24 protein-coding genes and 2 pseudogenes are annotated in these 24,948 nt (G+C 69.0%); 7 read left to right on the forward strand and 19 right to left on the reverse strand.

Annotated features, from left to right (window positions below):
• The 7 genes and pseudogenes from RJ03_RS29145 to RJ03_RS29175 form a co-directional block, all read right to left on the reverse strand.
• Window positions 1–480, reverse strand: a pseudogene (locus RJ03_RS29145) (amidohydrolase family protein); the annotation flags it as partial.
• Between the two features lie 337 nt (window positions 481–817).
• Window positions 818–2,158: an amidohydrolase family protein gene (locus RJ03_RS38595; protein WP_373281733.1), complete on the reverse strand. Its 1,341-nt coding sequence runs from the start codon at window positions 2,156–2,158 to the stop codon at window positions 818–820.
• The gene (locus tag RJ03_RS38600; protein ID WP_245552416.1) at window positions 2,073–3,395 is read right to left on the reverse strand and encodes a CoA transferase; all 1,323 of its coding nucleotides are present in this window, start codon (window positions 3,393–3,395) and stop codon (window positions 2,073–2,075) included. The genes RJ03_RS38595 and RJ03_RS38600 overlap by 86 nt, the downstream gene beginning before the upstream one ends.
• A gap of 166 nt (window positions 3,396–3,561) precedes the next feature.
• The gene (locus tag RJ03_RS29160) at window positions 3,562–4,620 is read right to left on the reverse strand and encodes an enoyl-CoA hydratase/isomerase family protein (protein WP_051025387.1); all 1,059 of its coding nucleotides are present in this window, start codon (window positions 4,618–4,620) and stop codon (window positions 3,562–3,564) included.
• Window positions 4,621–4,670: 50 nt separating this feature from the next.
• Complete coding sequence (locus RJ03_RS29165; protein WP_036508573.1) at window positions 4,671–6,110, reverse strand: FadD3 family acyl-CoA ligase; 1,440 nt, start codon at window positions 6,108–6,110, stop codon at window positions 4,671–4,673.
• Window positions 6,107–7,288: an amidohydrolase family protein gene (locus tag RJ03_RS29170; protein ID WP_036508575.1), complete on the reverse strand. Its 1,182-nt coding sequence runs from the start codon at window positions 7,286–7,288 to the stop codon at window positions 6,107–6,109. Before RJ03_RS29170 ends, RJ03_RS29165 begins: the two co-directional genes overlap by 4 nt.
• A gap of 35 nt (window positions 7,289–7,323) precedes the next feature.
• Window positions 7,324–8,877 carry an AMP-binding protein gene (locus RJ03_RS29175; protein WP_036508577.1) on the reverse strand — a complete coding sequence of 518 codons (1,554 nt, stop codon included), beginning with the start codon at window positions 8,875–8,877 and terminating at the stop codon, window positions 7,324–7,326.
• 111 nt (window positions 8,878–8,988) lie between these two features.
• Between RJ03_RS29175 and RJ03_RS29180 the strand changes: the two genes are divergently transcribed.
• The gene (locus tag RJ03_RS29180; RefSeq protein ID WP_036508611.1) at window positions 8,989–9,729 is read left to right on the forward strand and encodes an enoyl-CoA hydratase/isomerase family protein; all 741 of its coding nucleotides are present in this window, start codon (window positions 8,989–8,991) and stop codon (window positions 9,727–9,729) included.
• Window positions 9,730–9,895: 166 nt separating this feature from the next.
• Window positions 9,896–10,168, forward strand: a complete 273-nt coding sequence (locus RJ03_RS29185; RefSeq protein ID WP_036508578.1) for a hypothetical protein — start codon at window positions 9,896–9,898, stop codon at window positions 10,166–10,168.
• Window positions 10,169–10,177: 9 nt separating this feature from the next.
• On the opposite strand, the gene RJ03_RS29190 is transcribed toward RJ03_RS29185, so the two are convergent.
• Together RJ03_RS29190 and RJ03_RS29195 are read right to left on the reverse strand one after the other, a co-directional pair.
• Complete coding sequence (locus RJ03_RS29190) at window positions 10,178–10,384, reverse strand: ferredoxin (protein WP_036508580.1); 207 nt, start codon at window positions 10,382–10,384, stop codon at window positions 10,178–10,180.
• Complete coding sequence (locus tag RJ03_RS29195) at window positions 10,381–11,676, reverse strand: NADH-ubiquinone oxidoreductase-F iron-sulfur binding region domain-containing protein (RefSeq protein ID WP_036508582.1); 1,296 nt, start codon at window positions 11,674–11,676, stop codon at window positions 10,381–10,383. Before RJ03_RS29195 ends, RJ03_RS29190 begins: the two co-directional genes overlap by 4 nt.
• Before the next feature lie 74 nt (window positions 11,677–11,750).
• Between RJ03_RS29195 and RJ03_RS29200 the strand changes: the two genes are divergently transcribed.
• Entirely contained in the window at window positions 11,751–12,230 is a 480-nt protein-coding gene (locus RJ03_RS29200; RefSeq protein WP_036508584.1) for a hypothetical protein, read from the forward strand.
• Window positions 12,231–12,247: 17 nt separating this feature from the next.
• Here RJ03_RS29200 and RJ03_RS29205 read toward each other — a convergent pair whose 3' ends face one another.
• The 8 genes and pseudogenes from RJ03_RS29205 to RJ03_RS37450 all read right to left on the reverse strand — a co-directional run.
• Window positions 12,248–13,105 (reverse strand): alpha/beta fold hydrolase, encoded by an 858-nt coding sequence (locus RJ03_RS29205; protein WP_036508586.1) that lies wholly within the window; start codon window positions 13,103–13,105, stop codon window positions 12,248–12,250.
• Between the two features lie 26 nt (window positions 13,106–13,131).
• Window positions 13,132–13,527 (reverse strand): Rieske (2Fe-2S) protein, encoded by a 396-nt coding sequence (locus RJ03_RS29210; protein ID WP_036508589.1) that lies wholly within the window; start codon window positions 13,525–13,527, stop codon window positions 13,132–13,134.
• 1 nt (window position 13,528) lies between these two features.
• The gene (locus RJ03_RS29215) at window positions 13,529–14,683 is read right to left on the reverse strand and encodes an amidohydrolase family protein (protein WP_036508591.1); all 1,155 of its coding nucleotides are present in this window, start codon (window positions 14,681–14,683) and stop codon (window positions 13,529–13,531) included.
• 27 nt (window positions 14,684–14,710) lie between these two features.
• Window positions 14,711–15,802: an amidohydrolase family protein gene (locus RJ03_RS29220; protein WP_036508613.1), complete on the reverse strand. Its 1,092-nt coding sequence runs from the start codon at window positions 15,800–15,802 to the stop codon at window positions 14,711–14,713.
• A gap of 280 nt (window positions 15,803–16,082) precedes the next feature.
• Entirely contained in the window at window positions 16,083–17,378 is a 1,296-nt protein-coding gene (locus RJ03_RS29225) for a TetR/AcrR family transcriptional regulator (protein WP_036508593.1), read from the reverse strand.
• Between the two features lie 65 nt (window positions 17,379–17,443).
• Entirely contained in the window at window positions 17,444–18,940 is a 1,497-nt protein-coding gene (locus RJ03_RS29230; RefSeq protein WP_036508615.1) for a CoA-acylating methylmalonate-semialdehyde dehydrogenase, read from the reverse strand.
• A 41-nt stretch (window positions 18,941–18,981) separates the two neighbouring features.
• Window positions 18,982–19,200, reverse strand: a complete 219-nt coding sequence (locus RJ03_RS37445) for a hypothetical protein (protein WP_036508595.1) — start codon at window positions 19,198–19,200, stop codon at window positions 18,982–18,984.
• A 108-nt stretch (window positions 19,201–19,308) separates the two neighbouring features.
• Window positions 19,309–19,419, reverse strand: a pseudogene (locus RJ03_RS37450) (SDR family oxidoreductase); the annotation flags it as partial.
• Between the two features lie 74 nt (window positions 19,420–19,493).
• Here RJ03_RS37450 and RJ03_RS29240 point away from each other — a divergent pair.
• The 3 genes from RJ03_RS29240 (at window position 19,494) to RJ03_RS29250 (ending at window position 22,549) form a co-directional block, all read left to right on the forward strand.
• Entirely contained in the window at window positions 19,494–21,071 is a 1,578-nt protein-coding gene (locus RJ03_RS29240; RefSeq protein ID WP_036508597.1) for a methylmalonyl-CoA mutase family protein, read from the forward strand.
• Entirely contained in the window at window positions 21,071–21,484 is a 414-nt protein-coding gene (locus RJ03_RS29245) for a cobalamin-dependent protein (protein ID WP_036508599.1), read from the forward strand. The genes RJ03_RS29240 and RJ03_RS29245 overlap by 1 nt, the downstream gene beginning before the upstream one ends.
• A 324-nt stretch (window positions 21,485–21,808) precedes the next feature.
• The gene (locus RJ03_RS29250; protein WP_051025388.1) at window positions 21,809–22,549 is read left to right on the forward strand and encodes a PP2C family protein-serine/threonine phosphatase; all 741 of its coding nucleotides are present in this window, start codon (window positions 21,809–21,811) and stop codon (window positions 22,547–22,549) included.
• On the opposite strand, the gene RJ03_RS29255 is transcribed toward RJ03_RS29250, so the two are convergent.
• Window positions 22,540–23,616, reverse strand: coding sequence for a lycopene cyclase family protein (locus tag RJ03_RS29255; RefSeq protein WP_036508601.1), 1,077 nt, complete (start codon window positions 23,614–23,616; stop codon window positions 22,540–22,542). The genes RJ03_RS29250 and RJ03_RS29255 overlap by 10 nt on opposite strands.
• A 149-nt stretch (window positions 23,617–23,765) precedes the next feature.
• Here RJ03_RS29255 and RJ03_RS37455 point away from each other — a divergent pair, with 149 nt between their 5' ends.
• Entirely contained in the window at window positions 23,766–24,626 is an 861-nt protein-coding gene (locus RJ03_RS37455) for a hypothetical protein (protein ID WP_157163520.1), read from the forward strand.
• 21 nt (window positions 24,627–24,647) lie between these two features.
• On the opposite strand, the gene RJ03_RS29265 is transcribed toward RJ03_RS37455, so the two are convergent.
• A partial coding sequence (locus RJ03_RS29265) for an SDR family oxidoreductase (RefSeq protein ID WP_036508603.1) occupies window positions 24,648–24,948 on the reverse strand: 301 nt, incomplete at its 5' end.

Below are 24,948 nucleotides of genomic sequence, written 5' to 3' on the forward strand. Positions count from 1 at the left end.
CAGTTGCGGATCCCACAGCGGCAGAATGGCATTCGGGATGAACCGGCCGGGATAGGTGGCGCACCACTCGTCGATGTGCCAGTTGTTGTAGGCCTGGATCATCGCGACGGTGATCTCGTCCTTGAACTGGCTCAGGTGGCCCGCGCTGAATCCGGCGAAGGTCGGGAAGCACATCGAGGCGAACACCCCGTTGGCGTTCATATCCCGCACCCGGTCGTGAATGTCGTAGACGCCCGGCCGCATCTCGGCGTAGCGGGTGGGATTCTTGTCCCACTCCTCCTTGGGCCAGCCGACGACCGCGTTCAGCCCGGTGACGCCGACCGGCCGGCCGCGATAGGTCCACTGATCGATGCCCTGTTCGTTGGTGAGCAGTTGCGGCACGTACTCGGCGTACTTCTTCGGCGTGTGCCGGTCGAACATGTCGGCCGGCTCGACCACATGGTCATCGATGCTGACCAGGATCATGTCGTCGGTATTCATGAGGTTCCTCGTGCTGGTGCGGACGGCGGCGCCTCGCTGCGGCGGGCGAAGTAGGAGATGCACAATCTCTGTTATGGAGAATCATACTCTCCTGTTTGGCTGCGACGATACACCGGATTCGGTGCTGGTACGGCAACTTCGGTGAAGGGGTTGAACCGTCGATCGGCGGCGCAGCCACCTCCTCTCATGCGACCAGCGACTTGGGAGAATGATGTTTTCGTCGATAGGGGGCGCCGTGGGCCGCGGCAATGGCATCGAAGCGCCGCGCGCGGCAGCGGCGAACCGTCCGAGTAACTCGGAGCTGCGGATGCGGACCATCGTCGGCGATGTCCTCGCGCTAAGGCGCGAGGTAGACGACCTGCCCGGCGACGATCGTGGCGGCTACGGGCGGCGAGTCGAGCGCATCGCCGAGTTCGGCGAGCGGGACCTGGAGCAACGTCAGGTCGGCGTGGTGGCCCGGGGCGAGAGTTCGGGGAATGTGCGGCCGGGCGGCGGTGCCGAAGAACAGCGACAGCGCGGTGGCCGGGGACAGGGCCTCGGCGTCCGGTCGGCCGAGCCCGCGATCGGTGGCGGCGCGCACCACCGCCCACGGATCCGGATCGCCGAACGGCGCGTCGGTGCCGGCTGCCACCCCGACGCCCGCGGCGAGTAGCGAACCGAGCCGCCACAGATCGGGCCGGTCCTCGGCAGGCACCTCGCGCGCGTACTGGGCAGCACGCTCGATCAGGAAATGCGGCTGGGTGATGACCGGAATATCGTTGCGGCGCAACCAGGTCAGCACCTCGGCGGGAACCACGGCACCGTGTTCGATGCGGTCGCCGGGCACCACGCCCGCCAGGTCGAAGGCGGCCATGGTCAGAATCAGCTGCACCCGCGTGACACAGTGCACCGCCGCGGCCCGGCCCGCACCGTGCAGCCGGCGCAGCCGCACGACGAAAACGTCGAGGTCGGGTAGTGCGGTGTCGTCGAGCAGAATTTTGGTGGGGCCCAGACGGAATCGCTCGACGTGCGGATCCTCGATATCGGGCTCGGCCATGCAGTAGACGCGTTGCACGATGCGCCCGTCCAGCACGGCGGCGGCGAGTGTGCCGACCTCGGGACGGGTGAGATCCGGTGTGGCATCGGTGAATCCGGTGATTCCCCGCGTCGCTGCCGTCGCCGAGATCGGTGCCGGATCGGGCGCCAGGCCACCGAGCCGGTCGCCGAGCCAGGTGTCCATCCGCCACAACCGGCCCGTGGCGCGGCCCTGCGGATCACGCTCCACTCCCGGCAGAGGGCAGTTGTCGACATCGAGCAGTGCGCAGGCGCTGGAGTCGAGGATCCACAGCGCGCCGGAACGATGCTGCACCCGCACCGGCCGGCCCACCTCCATGCGATCCAGCGCCCACCGGTCGATGGCCCCCGCGACGTCGTCGTGGTAATCCACGGCCCGGAGCCAGGTGTGACCCGGTGTTCGGTGCGCGGCGTCGCGCAAACGGTCCGCCAGCGCGCGGGCACCGCGAATCCGATCCGGCCCCACCGGAATCGACTCCGAGCGCGCGGCCAGTGAGCGCAGATGGATGTGGTGATCATGCAGGCCCGGAACCAGCCACCTACCGCGTGCGTCGATATCCTCCTCGCCGGCCCGGGGCCGCAGACCACGCCCGCATTCGATGATGGTGCCGCGTTCGCAGCGGATATCGGTATGGGCACTGCCGAAGACGACGGCATTGCGGATCAGCATGCGACACCACCCGGAAATACAGCCGCGGCGCGGGCCTGCGCGGAGCGCGGGGACAGGACGGCCTGAGTGGTCGCGGTGTGCGCGCACCGGACCTGCCAGCGCCCGTCGTGGGTGAAGACCCGGTGCGGACCAGGGCAGCGTGGTGGCGCGGTGGCGAAGGCGGCCGTGACCGCGCGCATCGAGACGTCGGCCAGGACACCGCCCCGGCCCGCACGGCCGCGCAGACCGCCAGCGCCGCGGCGATTCCCGACAACGGGTCGCCGATCGCGTCCGCGCAGAACACCGGCATGCCGTATCCGGTGCCGACGAGCCCGCCGGCGACGGCGGCGTCGTCGCCGAAGGCCACCCGCATCGGCTCGGACCGGCCGTAGCCGGTGAGGCCGACCCAGATCTGGCCGGCCCGCAGCCCGCGCCGGTCGGGTCCGAGCCCCAGTTGCGCCAGCGCGCGCGGCCGCGACGCCTCGATCACGATATCGGCGGCCGCCAGCAGTGCCGCCAATTCTGCCCGGCCGGAATCGGTTCGGAAGTCGACCGTGCGGAATTCGTGTCCGGCGTGCAGCGTGCCGAAGAAGTGGTGATCCGCGCGGGCACCGTCGGGCCGGTGCGGACTCTCCACTTTGATCACCCGCGCGCCGGCGCGGCCCAGGATGTGGGCGCACAGCGGGCCCGCCCACATCGAGGACAGGTCCACCACCAGCCGGCCGGTCAGTTCGCGCCGGGGCGTCGGCGCCGCCAGCCGGGACAGCTGCCACGGCGGTGCGCACGGATCGGCCGCGGCCCCGGCCGGCGGAAGGGCGGCGGCCGGAACGCCGAGCAGCTGGGCGCGGTTGGCGAGCTCGGCCGCGGTGACCTGAACGGCGAACTGCGCCACTACCTTCCAGTGGTCGTCGGTGCGGTAGGCGCCGATGATCGCGGGGACGGCGGCGATGTCGTCGGCGCGGGACAGCGTCAGTGCGCACCAGCCGTCGACGGTGCGCAGCAGGCGGGTGGACCCGCCCGCCGAGCGCGTGCCCGCGCGCCGGAAACCGTGGTCGACGGCGCGCACGGTAAGTACCGGACCGGGAGCCAGCGTGACCGCACGGCCCAGCGCGGCGGTGGTGCGCGCGAGCAGGTCCAGCGCGTCACCCAGCCGTGCGAAGGCGGGAGCGGGGGAGATGTCGGGCGGCCCGCCCGCGGGACCGGTGAGGTCCATGGCCCCCGACGCCGCCCACCTGCGGACCTCGCACTCGTACGGGGACGTGTCGGCCGCGCGCGCCGGCCAGAATTCGGATACCCGATGCGGCAGCGCGGCCGGTGGGGATTGTGCGGCTGGGTGATTCATCTCCGACCTCCTCGGCGAGGGGTGTTCGCGGCCGTCGCTACGACGGCCCGCCGGTGGGCTCGATGCGATCCACCAGACCCCAGCGCAGGGCGGTGTCGACGTCGATGGTGGCGCCGGTGAGCATCGCCCAGGCGGCACGCCAGCGCCCGATCCGGCGCGGCACACTGACCGTGCCTCCCGCGCCCGGGACCAGCCCCATACCGACCTCCGGGAAGCGGAACCAGGTGCCCGGCGCCGCGGTGACGATGCCACCGAACGCGGCGATCTCGGCACCCGCGCCGACACAGGCGCCGTGGGTGTGGATGCGCAACCGGGCGGACAGGCGGTCCAGCACTCGCCACGGCGCCCGGTCCAGTCGCACCAGATAGGCCGCCACCGGGTCTGTCGCACAACCGAATTCGGCGAGATCTCCGCCGCTGCAGAAGGCCGGCCCCGCACCCGCGAGGTGCACCGAGGTGATGGTCGGGTCGGCCTCGGCCACCTGTGCGGCCGCGAGCAATTCCTCGCGCAGGGCCGCGCTGAGCGCGTTGCGGCGCTGCGGACGATTCAGCACGATGTCGAGTTCGGCACCCGAGCGTTCGATCCGTACCAGCTCGCCGGGCTCGTCGTCCGGGATGCGGGCGGGTCCGCGAGCGGCCAGCCACGCGTGGAACTCCGTGCCGCTCAGCAGCATCGAGTAGACCGCCGCTTCGGCGGCCAGCGCCGGGAGGGTGGGCAGCGCGGGCGTCTGACGCAGCAGGTGACCGCAGGCCAGCGCCGCCCGGGGCGTGTGATCGATGGCGGCGGCGAGTATCTCGATCGCGGCGGCGCGATCGGTCACGGTGACCATGCGCCGATCGCGATGCGCAGACTCGCTCACCGTGACGGTCGCCGCATCGAGAATCGGATGCAGCCGGGCGGGAACCGTCTCGCCGGCGACGGCGACGGTGAGTGCCGCTGCGGCGGCGATCGAGGCGGCGACCTCGGCGATGTGTCCGGGACTCGAGTGCCGCAGTCCGTCGACGTCGACGACCGTGAGCGGCTGCCGTGGCTTCCCGTCGTGGTCCAGGCTCAGGTCGGCGAATCGCAGGTCTGTGTCACCAGCGCTGGTGGTCATCGGCACCGCCGTTCTGTGGGGCCGCGAGTATTCGCGGGCAACCGGATTCGTTACCGCAGTTGGTCTTTCCTCACCTTTCCGGTCGCGTTGAGGGGTAATTCGTCCAGGAACACCACCGCGCGCGGCGCCTTGTACCCGGCCATGTTCTCGCGACTCCAGGCGATGAGCTCGGCCTCGGTCACCGGTGCGCGCGTGACGACGAATGCCTTGCCGACCTGGCCCAACCGCTCGTCGGGGATACCGATCACCGCCGCCTGCACGACCGCCGGATGCTGCAGCAGAAGACCCTCGATCTCGGCGGGGTAGGCGTTGAAGCCGCCGACGATGAACATGTCCTTCTTCCGTCCGATGATCCGCAACCGGCCGCCCTCGTCCAGGGCGCCCAGATCGCCGGTGTGCAGCCAGCCCTCGGCGTCGATCGCCTCCGCGGTGGCCGCCGGATCGTCGAGATAGCCCTGCATGACGGTGTAGCCGCGCAGCAGCACCTCACTGTCGGCGGCGATGCGGACTTCCACACCGTCGCACGGAGTTCCGGCGGTCGTCGCGATCTGCTCGAAGGTGTCACCCGGGCGCGACGCGGTCGCGGTACCCGCCTCGGTCAGTCCGTATCCGGTCATGATCGAACGGAACGGCAGTTCGGTCTTCACCCGGCGGATCAGCTCCACCGGGATGTCGGCCGCGCCGGTGACCGCGGACCGCAGCGACGACAGGTCGTAGCGTCCGCGCGCCTCCAGCAATGAGTGGTAGAGGGTGGGCGGACCGGGCAGCATCGTGATCCGTTCGCGCGCAACGAGTTCGCAGACACGGTCCACATCGAACACCGGCACCGGCAGGATCGTGGCTCCGCGGATGAACGACGCCAGCACGCCGGCCTTGTAGCCGAAGGTGTGGAAGAACGGATTGACCGCCAGATAGCGGTCACCCTCGCGCAGATCCGCCAGCTCACACCATTCGGTGTAGAGCCGCAGATTCTGGCGGTGGTTCATCATCACGCCTTTGGGGCGGCCGGTTGTCCCCGAGGTGTAGATAATGTCGGAGATATCGGTCCCGGCCACCTCGCGTTCGAAAGGTGAACCGCTGGACAGGAATTCGGAGGCGAGGTCGATCACCGGCACACCCGCGGGCCCGCTGAGTTCGCGCCCGAGGAAGCCCTGCTGGACCAGCAGGAGCTTGGCGCCGCTGCGGCCGATCACATCCGCTGCCTCGGCCGCCTGGAAGCGCGTGTTCACCGGGACCAGCACCCCGCCCGCGGTGAGCAGGCCGAAGGCGGCCACGATCCAGTCGGCGGAATTCGGCGCCCAGATCGCGACCCGGTCGCCCTTGCCGACCCCGGCCTCCGCGAAGGCGCCCGCGGCCCGGCGCACCCGGTCGACGATGTCGGTGTAGCTCAGCCGCAGATCGCCGTCTACGACCGCCTCGGCGTCACCGAAGCGGTCGGCGGAGGAGGCGACCATCTGCGGGATGGTCTCCCAGCGCGCCGCACCGCTCATACCTTCAGCAACCTCGCCAGGTTGCCGCCCATGATCTTCTCCTGGTCGGCCAGCGGCATATCTTTGATCTCGTTGATGTAGCGGGCCGGTTCGGCCAGGCCCTCCGGATGCGGGTAGTCCGAGGCGAACAGCACGTTCTCCACGCCGATCAGTTCGGCGATGGCCTGCAGATCCTCTTCCCAGAACGGGCTGACGTGGATGCTGCGCTTGACCGCCTCGACCGGATCCTGGAAGCCGAAACCCTCCGGCGCCTTCTTGTACACGTCGTGCAGATTCTCGAGCAGCGGGGCCAGCCAGGAGGCGCCGTTCTCGATGACGGCCACCTTCAGTTCGGGGTGGCGGAACAGCGCGCCGTGGCACACCCACGAGGCCACGGCGTCCTGGATCGGCCGCCATTCGGTGGTCATCCGGAAGGTGTTGGTCTTGAACGGCAGCATTTCCAGGTTGCTGCCCTCCCATTCGGCGTTGAACCGCGAATAGCCGCTGTCGGAGGAGTGCATCGTGACGAGGACGTCGTGCTCGACCACGCGCTTCCAGAACGGGTCGAATTCCGGCAGCGCGAACGAGCGCGGCCCGCGCAGCCCCGGAACCGGAGCGGGGCGCACCAGAATCGCCTTGGCGCCGTGTTCGACACACCAGTCGAGCTCCTCGATCGCCTTCTCCACGATCGGCAGGCTCACCACCGGCACGGTGAAGATGCGGTCCTGGTAGGTGAAACCCCATTCCTCGAGCAGCCACTGGTTGAGCGAATGCACCACGGCGTGAATGAGATCGGGGTGATGGCGCATGCGCTCCTCGATGAGGCTGGCCAGCGTCGGGAACATCAGCGTGCGGTCGAGCTGGAGTTCGTTCATGAGTTCGAGGCGCGGGCCCGGCTCGTGGAACGCGGGAATCGAACGCATCGGCTTACCGAAGATCTCCCGGCGGCTCTTACCCTCGGGATTGCCGTTCTTGAAGTACTCCTCCATCGCGCCGGGCCGCGCGACCACCTCGAAGGTGGGGTTGGGGATGTACTCGCTGATCTGGCCGAGAACCGCGATCTTGGTGCGGCCGCCCAGTTCCACGTACTGGATGGCGCCCTCGAACTCCTTCGGCAGGTACCGGGTGAGGGCCTCTTTGGTTTCGTACAGGTGGTTATCGGCGTCGAAGAGCTGATACGGCAGCTCGATCTTCGTCATAAGAGTCTCCTTTGTTCGTTATGAGAATCATATTCTCAGTTTTTGCGCGTGGCAACGGCCTGCCCCGCGACGGCAGCGCGCACGCGGTACTTCTGGACCTTGCCGCTCGGCGTGCGCGGAAAGTCGTCGACGATGTGCAGTTCCTCGGGCCACTTCTGCTTGGCCAGCCCGGCCGCGGCCAGATGCGCCTGCACATCGGCCAGCGTCGGAGTGGTGGTGCCGGGCCGCAGCCGCACCACCGCGGCGGCATGTTCGATGAGCCGTGCGTCGGGCGCGGCGACGACGACCGCTTCGGCGACGGCGGGCATGCGGTGCAGAACGTCTTCGACCTCGACCGCGCTGATGTTCTCGCCGCCGCGGATGATCAGGTCGGTGGTGCGGTCGGTGATGGTGAGATAGCCGTCCTCGTCGAGGTGGCCGACATCGCCGGTGCGGTACCAGCCCTGGTCGTCGAACGCGGCGGCGGTCAGTTCCGGATCGGTGTAGCCCAGGCACAGATCCGGTCCGCGACTGAAGATCTCACCGTCGTCGGAGAGCCGGATCTCCACGCCCGGCAGCGGGCAGCCGTCGGTGTAGAGGCGTTTGTCCTGCGGATCGGTGCAGTCGGAGCCGGTGATGGACGGATGTTCGGTACTGCCGTAGGCGCGGTAGGCGATGATGCCGAGGTCGGTGAGCCGGGTGGTCACCGCGGCCGGCACCGAACTTCCGCCCAGCCCCGCGTATTTCATCTGCCGCAGATGTGCGTCGGTGAACGACGGATGGTCGAGCAGGCTGGTCAGGTAGTAGGGCACACCGCCCGCCACGGTGGCGCCGACATCCGACATCAGCGCCAGGATCCGGCCGGGATCCCACACATCCACCAGGTTGATCTCCGTCCCGTCGAGCACCGGGATGAGCAGGGCGTTGACCATGCCGATGAAATGCCCGACCGGTGCGGCGGTGAGCTGGGCGCCCAGATCGGGTGGGTAATGCGCACTGAGCTGGCGCGTTTCGAAGCCGAGGGTGCGGTGGCTGTGGATCACGCCCTTCGGGTCGCGGGTGGTGCCGGAGGTGAAGGCGATCAGCGCGGGGGAGTTCGGGGGCACCGTGACTATTCCGGGCATCGGCTCGTCGTCGAGCAGGGTGTCGAAGTCGCGGCCCACCACGCCGACGATCTGCACCCGCGCGCACAGATCGGACTGAAACTCCAAGGCGCCGAAGCGTTCCGCGGTGACGAACACCTTCGGGCGCACGGCGTCGAGGATGTAACCGAGTTCCTTGCGGCCGTAGAAATGCACGATCGGCACCAGGGTGGCCCCGAGGAAGGAGGCGGCCCAGAACGTGGCCGCGGCCTCCATCCAGTTGGGTAGCTGGAAGGCGACCACATCGCCGGGGCCCACACCGCGGCGGCGCAATCCGGCGGCGAGCCGGCGGGCGATGTGCTCGACCTCGCGCACCGTGCCCGACCAGGGGCGCAGCTGGGAATGCACCCGGAACGGGACCTCCGGTGCGTCGGCCAGGCCGCGCGCCAGCATCTCGCCCAGGGATTCGCGCGTCCACCAGCCTCGGGCTTCGTATCGATCGACCAACTGCTGCGGGATCTTTCGCATGGCTCAGCTCCAATGCCCGACGAAATGGGGAAGGCCGGGTGTCCGGACCCGAATACGGAGATGATATTCTCAGATTTGGAGAAGCAACATATCCAGAACGGAGAACGTGGGATGGTCGACCTCGAAGTGGACGGCGGGATCGCGGTACTGACCATCAACCGTCCGCAGGCGCGCAACGCCATCGCGCCGGAGACGATGGACCAGCTCGATGCCGCGATCGATGCCGCGGCCGGTGCCCGGGTGCTGGTCGTGCGCGGCGCGGGAGAGCGCGCGTTCGTCTCCGGTGGAGATCTCAAGCAACTGGCCGCGATTCGCACCGAGGACGGTGCGGCCCAGATGGCGTGGCGGATGCGCGGCATCTGCGATCGGCTCGCCGCGTTCCCGGCCCCGGTGGTCGCGGCCCTCAACGGTCACGCCCTCGGTGGCGGCGCGGAATTCGCGGTGGCCGCCGACATCCGGATCGCCGCCGACGACATCACCATCGGGTTCAATCAGGTGGCGCTGGCGATCATGCCGGCCTGGGGTGGGGCCGAACGGCTCACCCAGCTGGTCGGGCGCAGCCGTGCTCTGCTGCTGGCCGGTACGGGGACCGTCCTGACCGCCGCCGAGGCGCAGCGGTACGGCCTGGTGGATCGCGTGGTGTCGCGCGCCGATTTCGAGCAGGAGTGGCGATCGCTGGCGACCGCGCTGGCCCACCCGGCCTCGGAGCCGATCAAGCGGGTCGTCTCGGGTGCCACACCCGACGAAGCGGTGGAAGCCTTTGCCCGGCTGTGGGTTTCGGACGAACACTGGATAGCGGCCGACCGGGTGCTCAACCGCGGCTCGGGTCGCGGCTCCACCGCGCGAGTCTAGGAACTGTGCCACGTCGAGACGGTTCTGGCGGACAGTCGGGCGTGGTTTGCCGGACTCACCGGCGGTCAACACTATGTTTCGGCCTCGTCGGCCTGGTTCCGGCGGGGCCGTCATTGCTGTCTGCCATCGGAATGACCTGCGCCATACCGGCGCAGAAGGAGGATACGTGCGCATCATCACCACCGGGATCGCCACCGCGGCACTGACCGTCGCCGCGCTGGCGGGAGCCGGCGCCGCGGCGGCCGACGACGACCCGGGGTTCAACCCGCCCAAGGAGATCGTCACCGTCGACATCAATCTGCTCGGATGCTCGATCGGCGCCGGGCTCGGCGCGCAGCTGGTTCCCACACTGAGCGCCGGCGGGTTCGGCGGTCCGGTGGGTATCGACGCGGGACTGGCCTCGCGGCTGCGTAGCGCGGGCTGCCTGCCCTGGCGCTGACGGCGCGAATTATTCGGTCGCGCTGTCGATTTCGGTGATGGCGTGCACCGGGCAGTCCAGCAGTGCCCGGTGCACGCCGTCGCGATCTGCGGGCGGGACGGCGCCGTCACCCTCCAGGGACGCGTACCCCCAGTCGTCGAGGGAGAAGTACTTCGGCGCGTGTTTGGCGCAGGTGCCGAAACCGTCGCAGACGGTGCGATCGAGTCGAATCTTCACAGTGAGGTCACCACTTCCACATCGAAGGGCCGGACGGCGGCGAACGGTGTGGTCGAACAGATCGCGCAGCCGCCGACGAGGTGGCGCGCCACCGCCTCCGGGAATTCGTCGAGCAGGGTCCGGGCCGCGTTCGTCGCGGCATCGAGAGTTCCGCAGGCGCCGCGCCCGCGCAGGACGGTCGACCAACGACGCAGCCGGTCCAGATCGGCGGCCTCGGCGCCGCCGTCGCGCAGCGCGGAGGCGACCGCGCTCATCGCCGCGGTGCCGTTGAAACACGAGCCGCACTGGCCGGCGTTCTCCCGGTCGAAATATTCGAGCACCGACGCCGCCACCGCTACCGGGCAGTCGTCGGGCGTGAGCAACGCGACCGCCCCGCAGCCCAGTCCCGTCCCCATCGCCCGCAACGTCTCGTGATCGAGCCGGGCGTCGAGAATGCGGCTGTTGGTGAGGCCGTTGAAATAGCCGCCCAGCAGCGCGCCGTGCACCCGTTCCGCGGCGACGCCGTGCAACTCGAGTAACGCACGGAACGAATAGCCGTGCGGCAGTTCGTAGATGGCCGGTTCGCGTCCGGCTCCGGTGACGGTGGCCAGGAAAGTGCCCGGTGAGTCCGCTGTGCCCACGGTGCGGAAAGCCGCCGCGCCGAAGCGGTGAATCCAGGCCAGCTGGGCGAGGGTCTCCACATTGCTCACCAGGGTGGGGCGTCCGCCGACACCGGCCGCGTACGGACGCGGTGGCTTGTCGGTGGGTGTGGCCGGCCCGCCGTCGATCGCGCGCACGGCCGCGGTTTCCTCCCCGGCCACGTATCCGGCGGCGACGGTGACGATCTCCGTCGGCACCGGCAGTTCGGCAGGGCCGAGCTCGGCCATCGCGGCGGCGACGGAATCGGCGGCCCGGTCGTCGGAGACATACACCACGGTGCGGTCGGCGCCGAGAATCGTTGCGGCGGCGCGCAATCCGTCCAGCACCAGATGCGGGCGCCGGCGCAGCAACCAGCGATCCTTGCCCGAGGCCGGTTCACCTTCCTCACCATTGGCGACGACCACCGGACGCACCCCGGCACCGCAATGCCGTTGTATGGAGAGCAGTTTCGTGCCCAGCGGAAAGCCCGCGCCGCCGCGCCCGCGCAGGCCCGACTCGACGATCCGGGCGAGCAGCCGCGCCGGATCCTCGATCGGCGCGTACCCGCCGCTCGCCCGGTAGGCCGCCGCCGACTCGGTGCCCGCGCCGCCGCCGGTGATTCGCGGCGTGGTTCCCGGCGGTGCGCCGACTATCGAATTCGCGATCGCATCCATCGATCCGTCCTTCGGAATATCGTCCGCCGCCGAAAAGCGCCGGCGCGGAAATGGCTGTGCCTACAATCGGCGGCATGCGTACCGCAGTAATTCGTGTCGATGTGGATCCCGCCGGGGAACTGCCGCACGCGGAATTCGGGAAGAAGATATCCGCGCTGATCTCTCACGCTGCGAAATCCGGAATATCGGTGACCGCGCCCGATATCGATCGGCTTCCTGCGCGCCGCCGCGAAATCCAGGTGCTGATCGACGGTGACGACGCGGCCGCCTCGCGCGAACACGCGGTGGGAATGTGTGCCGATATCTTCGGCCCCGCCGTCCGGCCCGGGGCGGTCACCTTCGTCAGCCGGGGAACCGACGACGACGCCCACGGTGTCCTGGCCGGATTCGGCATCACCGGAGAGATCGATCGCAGCTGCGACGCGGCCGGCTTCGACACCCTCACCGTCCGCCTGGCACGCACCGATCTGGAGCGCATCCCGGAGAGCCGGATCCAGACCGCGCTCGAGGCGGCGACCAACTCGGAGGTGGTCATCGTCACCGGCACACCGTGATTCGCCGACTTTCACCGTTACTGCCGCGCGAAGTCCAGGATCGCCGGCGCGGCCAGCACCCAGGTGTCGAAGATGTTGCCCTCTCCCCGCGCGCGCGCCTTCTGACCCTGCTGCCAGGCGTCCTCGGGCCACGGCGGATCGATCAGGATCGAACCCTCGATCAGGCAGTGCACTTCCATCGATGTCCGCTTGGGATGGTCGATATCGTGCTCACCTCCCCGGATGATCAGCGTCGGAATCTTCAGCTTCGAGAACTCGTAATCGGTCACACCGGGAATCGTCTGACCCGGTTTCGGAACATAGGCGTCGAGCCAGCGCAACATCTGCGCCTGGAATTCCTCCGCGTCCAGCGCCAGCAGCCGGTCCTTGTTCTTCGGATTGTCCTGAATCCGCTCCTGCCATTCCGGCAGTTCGATCAGACCCTCGATGCCCTTGATCTTCGCCGCGGTGATGTTGGGAATGATGTAATGCGAACCGAGCGCGATCAAGCCGTAGTTGCCGCCGACGATATTCCACACGATCAGCTTCGTCGCGATCTCCGGATACAACATCGCCGTGAGAATCGAATCGCGCGCACCGCCGGAACCGCCGGCGATGATCACCGGGCCAGTGTCCAGATGTACGAGCAGATCGTGCAGCACCTCGGCACGCATATGCGATTCGGTGGGACCCCAGAACGCGACCTCGCTGCGCCCGCAATTGGGCCGGTCCCACAGCAGGACGCGGTGGCCACCGGCGACCAGGGCCTCGGCCAGCGGCCGCAACCCCGGAATTTCGATGCTGAACCGGCCACCGGGAGTGAGCACGATCAGCGGACCGGATTCGCCCAGAATTTCGTAATAGACCTCACCACCGCGGATTTCGGCGATCGGCATGGACAGACCTCCTCGTCTGTATCGGATCAAGCGGTGACCAGAACGTCGTTGCCGACCACCCGCACGGGATAGGTGCGGATACTCCATTCCGGTTTCACCGCGGTGGTGCCGGTGGCGAGTTCGAATCCCCACTGGTGCCACGGGCAGTAGATGTATTCGCCGCCGCGCACACTGACCGCGTCGCCGGGCACCGATTCGTCGACCGCGGTCAGTCCCCGGGTGCGGCCCGCACACAGCGGCCCGCCCTCGTGCGGACAGTAGTTGGCGATGGCGTAGAAGGTGCCGTCGACGTTGTAGACGCCGACGCCGTGGCGGCCGATCGGTACGAGTTTGTGTGTGCCGGGCGGTATTTCGTCGACGGTGGCGACGGCGTGCTCACGTCCCTGCGGTAGCCGCGGTGTGGCGGCGAGATCGTCGCTCATCTCAGAACACCCGCACTTGCCCGGGCAGTACCGGCACGGTATCGGGCACAGTGGCGTAGGTCTTCAGCCCGTTGCCGAACATCACCGCCTCGCGGGTGTGCTCGGGCAGGTGTTTGACCAGCCAGCGCGGATCGTCGAAGGTCCAGTGCGGATAATCCGAGGAGAACAGCAGGATCTTCTCCGCCTCCATCCACTCCAGCGCCCGGGTCAATTCCGTCTTGTCGTCGGGATAGTCCAGCGGCTGAGTGGTGAACTTGATGTGTTCCTTCACGTACTCCGAAGGCTTGCGCTTGATCTCGACCCACGGTTTACGTGTCTCGTAGATCGCGTCCATCCGCCACATCAGCGGCAGGATCCAGGTGAACGCGTGCTCGACCAGGATGACCCGCAGCGCGGGGAAGCGGTCGAAGACGCCGTCGAAGATCAGGCTCATCACCTGATTCATCGCCAGCAACGAGTAGGTGACCATGAAATCGTGGTTGTAGCTGGGATATCCGACCGGCGGCATCGGCAGCATCTCGAAGTTCCCGCGGGAGAGGTGGCAGGCCACCGGCAGGTCGTGCTTCACCGCGGCCGCCCACACCGGGTCGTACATCGGATCGCCCCACGCCGGCCGCGGTTCCGCGCGGATGAGGATCTGTGCCATGTAGGGATGTCCGGCCCACTTCTCGATTTCGCGGACGGCGCCGGCCGGATCCTCGGCCGCCGCGCTGATGGAACCGCGGTAGCGCTGGTGCCAGTTGTTGTGGCCGTCGAGCCAATCCTGGTCCAGCCAGGTGTTGACCGCCGCCGCGGCCGCCGAGGTCGCCTCGGGCAGCCGGGCCTGATGCAGTCCCGGCTCGAGGATGGCGATATCGGAACCGGCGCCCATGATGAGCTGCCGGAACAGGGTGTCGGGATCGCTGCCCGGGAAACCGCCGTCGGGTGTGAACGCGTCCACGCGCATCGCGTAGGCGTAGGCGAAGTCGGGGGCGTCGTAGAAGATGGTGCTGCCGACCTGGCGATTGAGAAAATACTTGCTGCGGAACGGTTCGGGGTACAGTTCCGCGAGCCGTCCCGGCCGGGGCACCGGGTGGACATCGGAGTCGACCACCCGCACCGCGACCCGATCCGAGCTCGGAACCCGCTCGCGTACTTCGGTATTCGCCTGCGTCATGGGTATCCCTTTCGATTCCGTTGCCGATTACCGCGTCGTCGCCGCGACGGGAATGTCGATGCCGTACAGTCCGGCGGCATTGCGCCACAGCACCTTCTCGCGCTGGGCGGCAGTCAGCGCGGACGGCAGCCGCGCCGGATCGTCGAGTTGCCAGTGCGGATAGCTGGAACCGAACATCACCATGTCGTCCTTACCGGTGAATTCCAGCCAGTCCCCGGCGAAGTCGACATCGCCGGGACCGTCGAGCCGGCCTTGGACGAAGTAGATCGAACCGGGGAGGTAGTCGCTGGGCATGCGCGGCGCCCACGGCGTCTGCTCGAGGTGCGGACGGCCGAAGGTGTCCATCCGCCACATCATCGGGGTGAGCAGGTCGGCGGCGCCGTCGGCCCATACGAAGCGCAGATCGGTGAAGCGTTCGAAAACTCCCTCGGCGATCATGTTCATCTGGTGGTAGAGGTAGTTCAGCGCCATGAAGCCGAGGTACTGCTCGTAGGTGCGCGGATGTCCGGACGGGGTGGGCGGATAGGCCACGCCGGAACCGGATTCGATGTGCACGGCGACGGGTAGACGCGCGGCCGCCGCGGCCTCCCACAGGGGCCAGAACTGCGGCTTTCCGTACAGTTCGCGGGACTGCAGCGGAATGCCGACCTGCACTACCCGCGGATGGGAACCCCAGCGTTCGATCTCACGGACCGCCCCGGAGATGTCTTCCGGATTCACCCGTAGCGTGCCGCGGTAGCGGTCGGCGTAGGCGCCGGAGTCCAGCCAGCGCGAGATCATCATCTCGTTGTGCGCACTCGCGATCGCCGTCCCCAGGTGGCGGTCGGGCATGATGCCGCGAGTCATCGGATGCAGGATCGCGATATCTGCGCCGCGCTCGCCGAACAGCACCCGCCCGACGGCGTCGGGCTCGGAGCCGGGACATCCGCCGTCGGACAGGACGGTGCCCGGCGCGTATTCACCGCCCGGCGCGCCGTACCAGTCCATCTCGACATCCGGGTAGCCGCGGGCGCTGTACGGTTCGCGCAACCAGGTGCGCAGTTCGGCATTGCCCTGGAAGAAGATGTGCACACTGGCGTCGATCAGCGCACTGGTGCTGCCGTCGGGGAGGGTGATCATCGGCCCTCCCGCGGAAGATGCCGGGGCGCTGAGAGGTTCGATCTCGGCGTGGTGGAACGGATCGGCTCGGGATGGTCGGTCATGCGGGCTCCGTTGCGGGAAGTCGGCGCGTTCGCGGGCTGCCGTCGGTCCGGCGGCCGGGGAGAGTGCCCGGAAAGCGGTGCGAACGGACCGGTGCGCATTCGCCCGGGCGAACTCGTGGGCGAACTCGCGAACCAAATATTTGTTCCGAAACTGTACGTCGAAACCCGGCCGGCGCACAAGGGCCGGTGTCCGGCGGTCAGGCGGCGGGGGCGGTGCGCGTGGCGCCGCACAGCAATGTCGCGCGCGAATGCGCGTGTGCGGCATGGATTCCCACGCGCGCGACCACCGGTGGCGGCATCCAGATCAGGTCGCGGACACAGGCCGACAATCGGCTCTTGGTCATCCCCTCGAGCGTGATCTCGCCATCGGCGCGGCCCTGATCGACAACGCTCGCGATCTGCCGGGCACGCCGGCGCAGCACCTCGATCACCTCGCTGGTGTCGGGGGGAGTGGAGCGGAACCAGGCGCGCTGGATCGCGAACTCGAGGTCGAAACGCTGCAGCGCGTTGAGATTGATCCAGGTGAGCGCGTCGAGCTTGGCGACGGCGGAGCTGTCGGTGGTGACGACGGCGGCGTAGGCGCGCGAGATCTCGTCGTGGAACGACCCCATGATCGAATCCAGCAGCGCCTGTTTCGATTCCACGGCCCGGTACACACTGCCCGCGCCCATTCCGGCGGCGGTGGCGATATCGCGCATGGTGGTCGCCTCGTAACCGCGGCGGGCGAATTCCATCCGCGCCACCGCGCGCAGCCGGGCGGTGCGGTCGTCGTCGCCGGTGTCGTCGGGCGCCGCCCAGGTGGCGATGCTGTCGTGCGCGGCGCGCAGGGCCGCCGAGCGATCGAGGGCGGCGGGGGAGGCCGGCCCGGCGGGGAGGCCGTCGAGCAGCAGCCGGCACACCACGGTCGCGACGCGATCGGCGGAATTCTCGCGATGCAGGACCGACAGGCCGATGTGCAGCATGGTCTGGCACAACTGTTCGGCCAGCACCGAGCGGTCCACGGTGGCGGCGAGGTATCCGTGCGCGGCGCCGGCGTCGAGCAGGGCGCGCATCGCCGCGATCGGCGCGGCCGGCGGATCGGCGGCCAGGGCGATCAGCGCGGTCCCGGCACCGGTATGTGGTTCGTAGATCGACAATTGCAGTGCCGCACGGTGTTCCAGGGCGCAGGCGGCGAGGGCGGTGGCGTACCCGTTCACGACATCGAAGGCATCGCCGGCGCTCCTGATCGCCGAGGGCGGCGGTGCGGACCGGGCCACGGCATCCAGCGCGGCGTGATAGCGCTCGAGCAGTTCGACCGCGATCGCTTCCTTCGAATCGAAGTGGTGGTACAGGCTGCCGGGCAGGATGCCGCAGGCGTCGGCGACATCCTTCACGTTCGTCCCGGCGTATCCCGCCGAAGCGAACAGGTCCGCGGCCGCGCGCAGGATCTCCGACCGTCGTGCGCTGTCGGCGCGGGCGGCGGCCGGTGCGGCGGGGATCCGGGTTCGTGGCATCTGCTCAGTGTGACCGATATGCCCGCCCGCGCGTTACGGTGACCCGGCCCGGGCTGCGCCGGCCGTCAGTCGTTGCGCGGGAAGCCCAGATTCAGTCCGCCGTGGCTCGGATCCAGCCAGCGGCTGGTCACGGCCTTGGTGCGAGTGAAGAAGTGGACGCCCTGCACGCCGTGCGCGTGGGTGTCACCGAACAGCGAGTTCTTCCAGCCGCCGAAACTGTAGTAGGCCATGGGAACCGGAATGGGCACGTTGATGCCGACCATCCCGACCTCGACCTCGTACTGGAACCGCCGGGCCGCGCCGCCGTCGTTGGTGAAGATCGCGGTGCCGTTGCCGTAGGGATTGCCGTTGATCAGGTCGAGGGCCTGCTCGTATCCGTCGACCCGCACCACCGAGAGGACCGGGCCGAAGATCTCCTCGCGATAGGCGGCCATCTCCGGGGTCACGTGGTCGAGCAGCGTCGGCCCGAGCCAGAAGCCTTGGGACACATCGATATCGGCGTCGGCGGTGCCGATCGCGCCGCGACCGTCGACGACGACGTAGGCGCCTTCGGCCTCCGCGGTGTCGATGGCGGCGGCGACCTTGTCGCGGTGCGCGCGGGTGACCAGCGGGCCCATGTCGGCCTCGCCGTGCCCGTCACCGAGGCGCAGACCGCGGGTCCGCTCGGCCACCCGGGCCACCAGGTCGTCGGCGATATCCCCGACCGCGACGGCCACCGAGATGGCCATGCAGCGTTCCCCGGCCGAACCGTATCCGGCATTGACCAGCGCGTCGGCGGCCAGGTCCAGATCGGCGTCGGGAAGGATCACGGCGTGGTTCTTGGCACCGCCGAGGGCCTGTACCCGTTTACCGGTCGCGGTGGCGGTGGCGTAGACGTACTCGGCGATCGGAGTGGAACCCACGAAGGAGACCGCCTTGATCGCCGGATCGAGCAACAGCGCGTCCACGGCCTCCTTGTCACCCTGCACGACGTTGAAGACGCCGGGCGGCAGTCCGGCCTCCTTCCACAGTTCCGCCAGCCACAGTGCCGCCGACGGATCCTTCTCGCTGGGTTTGAGCACGACGGTGTTGCCGGTGGCGACGGCCAGCGGGAAGAACCACATCGGCACCATGGCCGGGAAGTTGAACGGCGAGATGATCGCGACCGGGCCCAACGGCGCTCGCACCGAGTACGCGTCCACGCCGGTCGAGACGTTCTGAGTGAAACCGCCCTCAACAAGATGCGGTATGCCGCAAGCGAATTCGACCACCTCCTGGCCGCGGGAGACCTCGCCGAGGGCGTCGGAGAACACCTTGCCGTGTTCGGCGGTGATCAGTCCGGCCAGTTCGGATTTGCGGGCGTTGAGCTGTTCACGGAAGCGGAACATGATCGAGGTGCGCCGCGTAAGAGATGTGTCGCGCCAGTCGGGGAAGGCGGCCGCCGCCGACTCGACGGCGGCACGGACCTCGTCGCGTCCGGCCATGGCAACGGTTCCCGTGACCCGGCCGGTCGCGGGATCGGTCACCGGGGCGGTGCGCGCGGCGACGCCGGGCCGGTGACCGCCGTCGATCCAGTGTCCGATGTGGGTGAGGTCGGTGACGGCGGTGGGTTCGATCGTGCCGGTCACGCCCGCACCCCCGCGTGCGCACCGGTCATGGTGGTCAGCGGCGCCGCGCCGTACCAGCCGCAGGGCAGACCGCAGCTGGCGGTGATCTCGACTTCGCGGCGATGATCGGCGAAGGTGCGGACGGTGCGGACCGCCTCCGCGGCGTAGCCGCAGCGCGGGCAGGTGCCGAAGTAGTCCAGTATCTGGACGACCGCGATATCGACGGGCGGCTGCATCAGTACCTCCGGGACACGAGTTGAGTTGTGCGGCAGTGGATTCGCGGAGACGCGCGGTCAGTCGAGGAACAGGTCCGGGATCGGCCGCCTGCCGCCGCCGTAGCCCGGCAGCGCGATATTCGCGCCCCGGGCGGCCGCGGCGATTGCGATGGCGAGGCCGATCTCGCGGCTTGCGCCGGAGACGGCCATGGTGCGGCCGGCCAACGGATATGCGGGCATGACGCTCCTCGGAGTCAGTCGTTCGCCTCTGATGGTATTGGCATTCTCTTTTTTTGCAAGTAACGTATTCAAGGATGAACGACGACGTCCAGACCTCTTCCGGCATCCCGCTCGCCCCGGTCTACGGCCCGGGCGAGCGCGTCGCCGAACCACCTGCGCCGGGCGAATATCCCTTCACCCGCGGCAATTTCGGCACCGGCTACCGCGGGCGACTGTGGACCTTCCGGCAGTACTCCGGTTTCGGCACCGCCGAGGAATCCAACCGCCGCTACCGCTATCTGCTCGATCAGGGCGGCACCGGCCTGTCGGTGGCCCTGGATCTGCCGACCCAATGCGGTTACGACTCCGACGATCCCGAGGTGAGCGAGGAGGTCGGCCGGGTGGGCGTGGCCGTGGACACCCTCGCCGACGCCGAGGTCCTGTTCGACTCGATTCCGCTGGACAAGATCAGCACCAGCTTCACCATCAACGGCACCGCCGCGATCCTGCTGGCGTTCTACGTGGCCGCCGCCGAGCGCAAGGGCGTCGCGCGCGCGACACTGACCGGCACCATTCAGAACGACATCCTCAAGGAATACGCGTCGCGGGGCACCTGGATCTGGCCGGCCCAGCCCTCATTGCGGCTGATCGCCGACACGATCGAATTCTGTGCCGCCGAGGTGCCGCGGTTCAACGCGATCTCGGTGGCGGGCGCGCACTTTCGCGATGCGGGCGCGACCGCGGTGCAGGAGATGGCGTTCACCCTCGCCGACGGAGTCGCCTACTGTGACACCGTGGTCGAGCGCGGCCGCATGAGTATCGACGACTTCGCGCCGCAGATCTCGTTCTTCTTCTACACCCACGGCGACTTCTTCGAGGAGATCGCGAAATACCGTGCCGGACGGCGTCGCTGGGCCACGCTGGTGCGGGAACGCTACGGCGCCACGACCGACCGCGCGTCGATGTTCCGGTTCGGCTGCGTCTCCGGCGGCGCCTCGCTGTACGCACCACAGGCGCAGAACAATCTGGTGCGCGTGGCCTACGAGGCGATGGCCTCGGTCCTGGGCGGGGTGCAATCGATGTTCACCGCCGCGTGGGACGAACCGTTCGCCCTGCCCAGCGAGGAATCGGCGACACTGGCGCTGCGCACCCAGCAGATCCTGGCCTACGAAACCGGCATCACGCGGGTGGCCGATCCGCTGGGCGGCTCCTATTTCGTGGAGGCGCTCACCGATGCGACCGAGGAGCGGATCGTCGAGATCATGGCGGATCTCGACGCGCACGGCGGCATGGTCCGCTGCATCGAGGACGGCTATCTGCAGGGCCTGATCGCCGACGAGGCCTACCGCGCCCACCAGGACATCGAATCCGGTGCGCGCCCGATCGTCGGGGTCAACAGATTCACCTCCGACGAACCCGCGCCCGAGATCGGCACCTACGAATTGGATGCCGCCGGAAGGGATCTGCAATTGAAGCGACTGGCCAAGGTCAAGGCGGACCGGGATTCCGGCGCGGTCGCCGCCACGCTGTCGGCGCTGTCACGCGCCGCCGAGGGAGACGAGAATCTGATGCACCGGCTCATCGACTGCGCCAACGCCTATTGCACGGTGGGGGAGATGACCTCCGCGCTGAAATCGGTGTGGGGCGAATTCCGGCAGCCGGTGGTGTTCTGATGCCCGCGCGCGTACTCGTCGCCAAACCCGGGCTCGACGGCCACGACCGTGGCGCGAAGATCGTCGCGCGCGCGCTGCGCGACGCCGGTTTCGAGGTCGTCTACACCGGCATCCGCCGCCGCGTCGAGGAGATCGTGTCGATCGCGGTGGCCGAGGATGTCGCGGTCGTGGGGCTGAGCATTCTCTCCGGCGCGCATCTCGGGCTCACCACCAAAGTGGTGGAGGGACTGCGCGCCGCCGACGCCGCCGATATCGCGGTCGTGGTCGGCGGCACCATTCCGCAGGCCGATGTGCCGAAACTCCTCGAGGCGGGCGCGGCGGCGGTGTTTCCCACCGGCACCCCGCTGGATCAGCTGGTGAGCGAGATACGCGCGCTCACCGCCACGGTGGCCGGGCCGCCCGAGCGGAGATGACCGCGACCCTGCGCCCGGCGCAGGTCACGGCGGGGCGAAGCGCCGGCATCACGCCGGTCACGGACACACTCGCCCGGGCGAGCGGAGCCGGGCTTTTCAGGCATTTCGGGCGCTGAAGGTGGAGGATTGCCACCACGATGTGGCGCCGGACGGCGGCCTGTGATGAACTCGTGCCCGTATTCACAGGTTGAGCACGGTCCCGGCTGACATAGTCTGAGCAGGCGAGTTCTGTTCAGGGCAGTTTCGGCGCCGGTCGCTGTCCGGGCGATCGCCGGCGAGAACGAACGGAACCGCAGTCGGCAGGGGCAGTCGAGGAGGTCGGCCGTGCACACAGCGGTGACGACGGCAATCACACGGCGTGAGTTGATGCGGCTCACGGGAATCACAGCGCATTCGGTCAGCCGGCGCGGCGGCCGTTCGCTCAATGCCGACGCGGTGTCGGGCTATATCGACTCCGCGGTCGGGCGCAGCGCCTTCGCCGTCGCCGACGGCATCGGCGATCATCTGCTGGCCGCGCGGGCGGCGCGCAGCGTGGCGCAGGTCGCGGCGCGGGTGGCCGTCGGTGGCAGCGCGGCCGCCGGAATCCTTGCCGCACAACAACAATTGCTGCGCGAATTCCCCGAACCCTCCGCCGACAGCGTGGTGGTCGTGGCCGTGTGCCCGACACCGGACCGCATCGACGGACCCTGTGATATCGCCTGGGTCGGCGACTGCCGGGCCTACCACTGGAACGGGCGAGTGCTGCATCAGATCACCAGCGACCACACCGTCGCCGAGATGATGAACGCCCGCGGCGTCACCGTCGCGCCCCGGATGCACCACATGGTCACGACCTCGGCGCGCACCGTGCGGCCGGACGCGGTGGGCCACGGCATCACCGGCACGGGCAACGGCCGCTGGCTGCTCAGCACGGACGGGGTGCACAAGACCCTGGCGATGACCGAGATCAAGCAGATCCTCGCCGACGCCGACTCCCCGTCGAGCGCCGCGGACGCCCTGGTCGAAGCGGCGATCACAGCCGGTGCCACCGACAACACCACCGCACTGGTCTTCGATCACGGCTGACCGGCGCGCACACCGGTCGCCGCCGCGACCAGGACCCGGCGCAGCGGCCACGGCAACTCGCGAAACAGCGCGGTCATCGCGGCGGCGGTGCCGCGCGGATCGGTGCGCCCGGACAGGTAGGCCCGCTGCAGGTCCGGTGGCAGGGCGAAGAAAGCGTCGAAGAACGCCGGAAGTTCGTGTGGCGGCAGCGCCAGCAGCGCCCGCAGTCCGGCCCTGCGCAGGGCGAACACCAGCCGTGCCGAGACCGGCCAGAGACTGCGACCGGTGGCGACGGCGTCGGCCGCGGCGAGTGCGGCGCCGACGCTGTAACCGGTCGCCGGATGCAGCAGTCCGCCCGCCGCCCCGAAGACGCCGTCGCGGGCCCGGCCGCCCTCGACCGGGAAGCGCACCCGTTCGACCGGGGCGTCCGCACCGAATTCGATTCCCCGGCAGCGCAATCGGTGTTCCAGCCGGCGTCGCAAATCGTCGAGGCCGATCGCCGGCCGCCCGGCCAGGCAGGTCTCCTCGAACAGCACTCGGTCCCCGCCCAGCGGGATCGTGTAAAGGAACGACGCCGGTTCGGCGGCGCCGGCACCGTTGTCGCGGGACCAGTCCATGAAGACGGCCGGTTCGCGATCACGGTGCAGCACAATGCCGTACGCGGTCTGCTCGGCTCGCCGGGCGTCGCGCGCCAGTCCGCGCGCGTCGACCACACGGCGCGCGGTCAGGATCCGGCCCGAGGCCAGCCGCACCCGCTCGCCTCGGTCGATATCCAGCACCCGGTCGGCGATCACCCGAGCCCCGGACAGGTCCAGAGCGTCCTGCAGCGCGGCGGTGCCGAAAACCTGGTAGGCGCGGGCGATGTCGACCTCGCGCGTACCGCGGGCGAGCGGTCGCTCGACCGTCGCGGCCACGACCCGGGCCGGTAACCAGTCCGGCAATTCGTCGGCCCAGGTGGCGTAGGTCGCGGGCCAGCGGCGCCACGGATGCGGATCGATCGCGGTCACGGCGAGTCCGTGGACGGCCGCGCGATGCGCCAGCGCCCGCCCCGCCGGGCCGAGCCCGCAGACGATGAGATCGGCACTCATGCCGCCATTGCAGCAGATCGACCGGCCGCGGTGTGCCCGCCCGTCGCATCACGGCGGGTGTGTCGGGTCCGGTAGGGTCGACCCACGATGCCCGGGGGGAGACCACGACCGCGGAGGGCGCTGCCCCGGGACGCGGAAGGTGGCAGCAGATGACGTATCCCCCCGGACCCGGGCCGTACGGTTACGGCCCGCAACAACCCCACGACGCGGGGTGGGGGCGCGACCCGAACCAGCCCGGCTCCGGCTGGGACGCGGCGCCCAGCGGGTGGGAGACACCGGGATGGGGTCAGCAGATGCCCGCCTCGAACTGGGGGCAACCCGCTCCCGGCGGCTACCCGACACCGCCTCCGCCGAAGAACAACACCGGGCTCATCGTCGGCATCGTCTTCGGCGTCATCGCGCTGCTGGTGATCGCGGGCGGCATCGTCGTGGTCGCGACGCGCGACTCCGGCAGCGACAACCAGGCCGCCGGAACCAGCACTCCCGCGCTCGTTCCCGCCACCACCGACGCCCGGACCACCACCGCCGCACCCACCACCAGTGCGAGTCCCGGGACCTCCGGCCGGCTGAGCTATCAGGAATACGGGCACGACTGGAACTTCAAGGCCGGCGATGTGGAACTGCACGCCGACTGGGTCGAGGGGCGCGATCATCCCAGCTGCGCCGATATCGAGGTCGGCGGCAAACTCACCTCGCTGGGCTGTCAGTACGCGGCGGAGATGGTGTACAAGGCCGAGGGTGGTTCGCTGATGCTGACCCAGTTCATCGTCGGCATGTCGAGCAGTGAGAAGGCCGCGGCCGCGCCGGACGCGTACACCGACGACGACCTGAAACTGCGGCCCGGCACCTACATCTCGAACTTCGCGACCGGCAAATGGAAGGACGACGCCGAAAAGCAGTTCCTCGTCATCACCTTCGCCACCGCCACCAGCTCGGTGGACGAGAACACCGTGAAGAAGTACCTGAAGTACCGGCACGACGACATCCTCGGCGCCCTCGCTTTCCGCTGACGTGGTGTGCGGCCGCCCGGCTCAGATACCGCCGGTCGCGAGCAGGCCGCCGTCGACCCGCACCACCTCGCCGGTGATCCACGCGGCCTGATCGGAGACCAGGAACCCGACCAGCGCGGCCACATCCTCGGGCGTGCCCAGGCGCCGCAGCGGATAGGTCGCGGCCACAGCCTCCTCGTTGTCGGTGACCAGCGCGTCGGCGAATTTCGTCTTGACCACGCCCGGCGCGACGGCGTTGACCCGGATCGACGGACCCAGCTGCCAGGCCAGTTCCTCGGTGAGCCGGATGAGGGCCGCCTTGGACGCGCCGTAAGCGGCGATC

The organism is Nocardia aobensis NBRC 100429, from assembly GCF_000308375.1.
Lineage (GTDB): Bacteria > Actinomycetota > Actinomycetes > Mycobacteriales > Mycobacteriaceae > Nocardia > Nocardia aobensis.

Bases quoted from the DNA above. Each gene is read 5' to 3' on its own strand.
- RJ03_RS29160 (WP_051025387.1), bottom strand. From the start codon at position 4,620: ATGACCACCAGCGCTGGTGACACAGACCTGCGATTCGCCGACCTGAGC.
- RJ03_RS38600 (WP_245552416.1), bottom strand. From the start codon at position 3,395: ATGGACCTCACCGGTCCCGCGGGCGGGCCGCCCGACATCTCCCCCGCT.
- RJ03_RS29205 (WP_036508586.1), bottom strand. From the start codon at position 13,105: ATGCCGATCGCCGAAATCCGCGGTGGTGAGGTCTATTACGAAATTCTG.
- RJ03_RS37455 (WP_157163520.1), top strand. From the start codon at position 23,766: ATGACGTATCCCCCCGGACCCGGGCCGTACGGTTACGGCCCGCAACAA.
- RJ03_RS29240 (WP_036508597.1), top strand. From the start codon at position 19,494: ATGAACGACGACGTCCAGACCTCTTCCGGCATCCCGCTCGCCCCGGTC.
- RJ03_RS37445 (WP_036508595.1), bottom strand. From the start codon at position 19,200: ATGCAGCCGCCCGTCGATATCGCGGTCGTCCAGATACTGGACTACTTC.
- RJ03_RS29245 (WP_036508599.1), top strand. From the start codon at position 21,071: ATGCCCGCGCGCGTACTCGTCGCCAAACCCGGGCTCGACGGCCACGAC.
- RJ03_RS29210 (WP_036508589.1), bottom strand. From the start codon at position 13,527: ATGAGCGACGATCTCGCCGCCACACCGCGGCTACCGCAGGGACGTGAG.
- RJ03_RS29170 (WP_036508575.1), bottom strand. From the start codon at position 7,288: ATGACGAAGATCGAGCTGCCGTATCAGCTCTTCGACGCCGATAACCAC.
- RJ03_RS29220 (WP_036508613.1), bottom strand. From the start codon at position 15,802: ATGATCACCCTCCCCGACGGCAGCACCAGTGCGCTGATCGACGCCAGT.
- RJ03_RS29225 (WP_036508593.1), bottom strand. From the start codon at position 17,378: ATGCCACGAACCCGGATCCCCGCCGCACCGGCCGCCGCCCGCGCCGAC.
- RJ03_RS29255 (WP_036508601.1), bottom strand. From the start codon at position 23,616: ATGAGTGCCGATCTCATCGTCTGCGGGCTCGGCCCGGCGGGGCGGGCG.
- RJ03_RS29175 (WP_036508577.1), bottom strand. From the start codon at position 8,877: ATGCGAAAGATCCCGCAGCAGTTGGTCGATCGATACGAAGCCCGAGGC.
- RJ03_RS29180 (WP_036508611.1), top strand. From the start codon at position 8,989: ATGGTCGACCTCGAAGTGGACGGCGGGATCGCGGTACTGACCATCAAC.
- RJ03_RS29195 (WP_036508582.1), bottom strand. From the start codon at position 11,676: ATGGATGCGATCGCGAATTCGATAGTCGGCGCACCGCCGGGAACCACG.
- RJ03_RS29215 (WP_036508591.1), bottom strand. From the start codon at position 14,683: ATGACGCAGGCGAATACCGAAGTACGCGAGCGGGTTCCGAGCTCGGAT.
- RJ03_RS29165 (WP_036508573.1), bottom strand. From the start codon at position 6,110: ATGAGCGGTGCGGCGCGCTGGGAGACCATCCCGCAGATGGTCGCCTCC.
- RJ03_RS29200 (WP_036508584.1), top strand. From the start codon at position 11,751: ATGCGTACCGCAGTAATTCGTGTCGATGTGGATCCCGCCGGGGAACTG.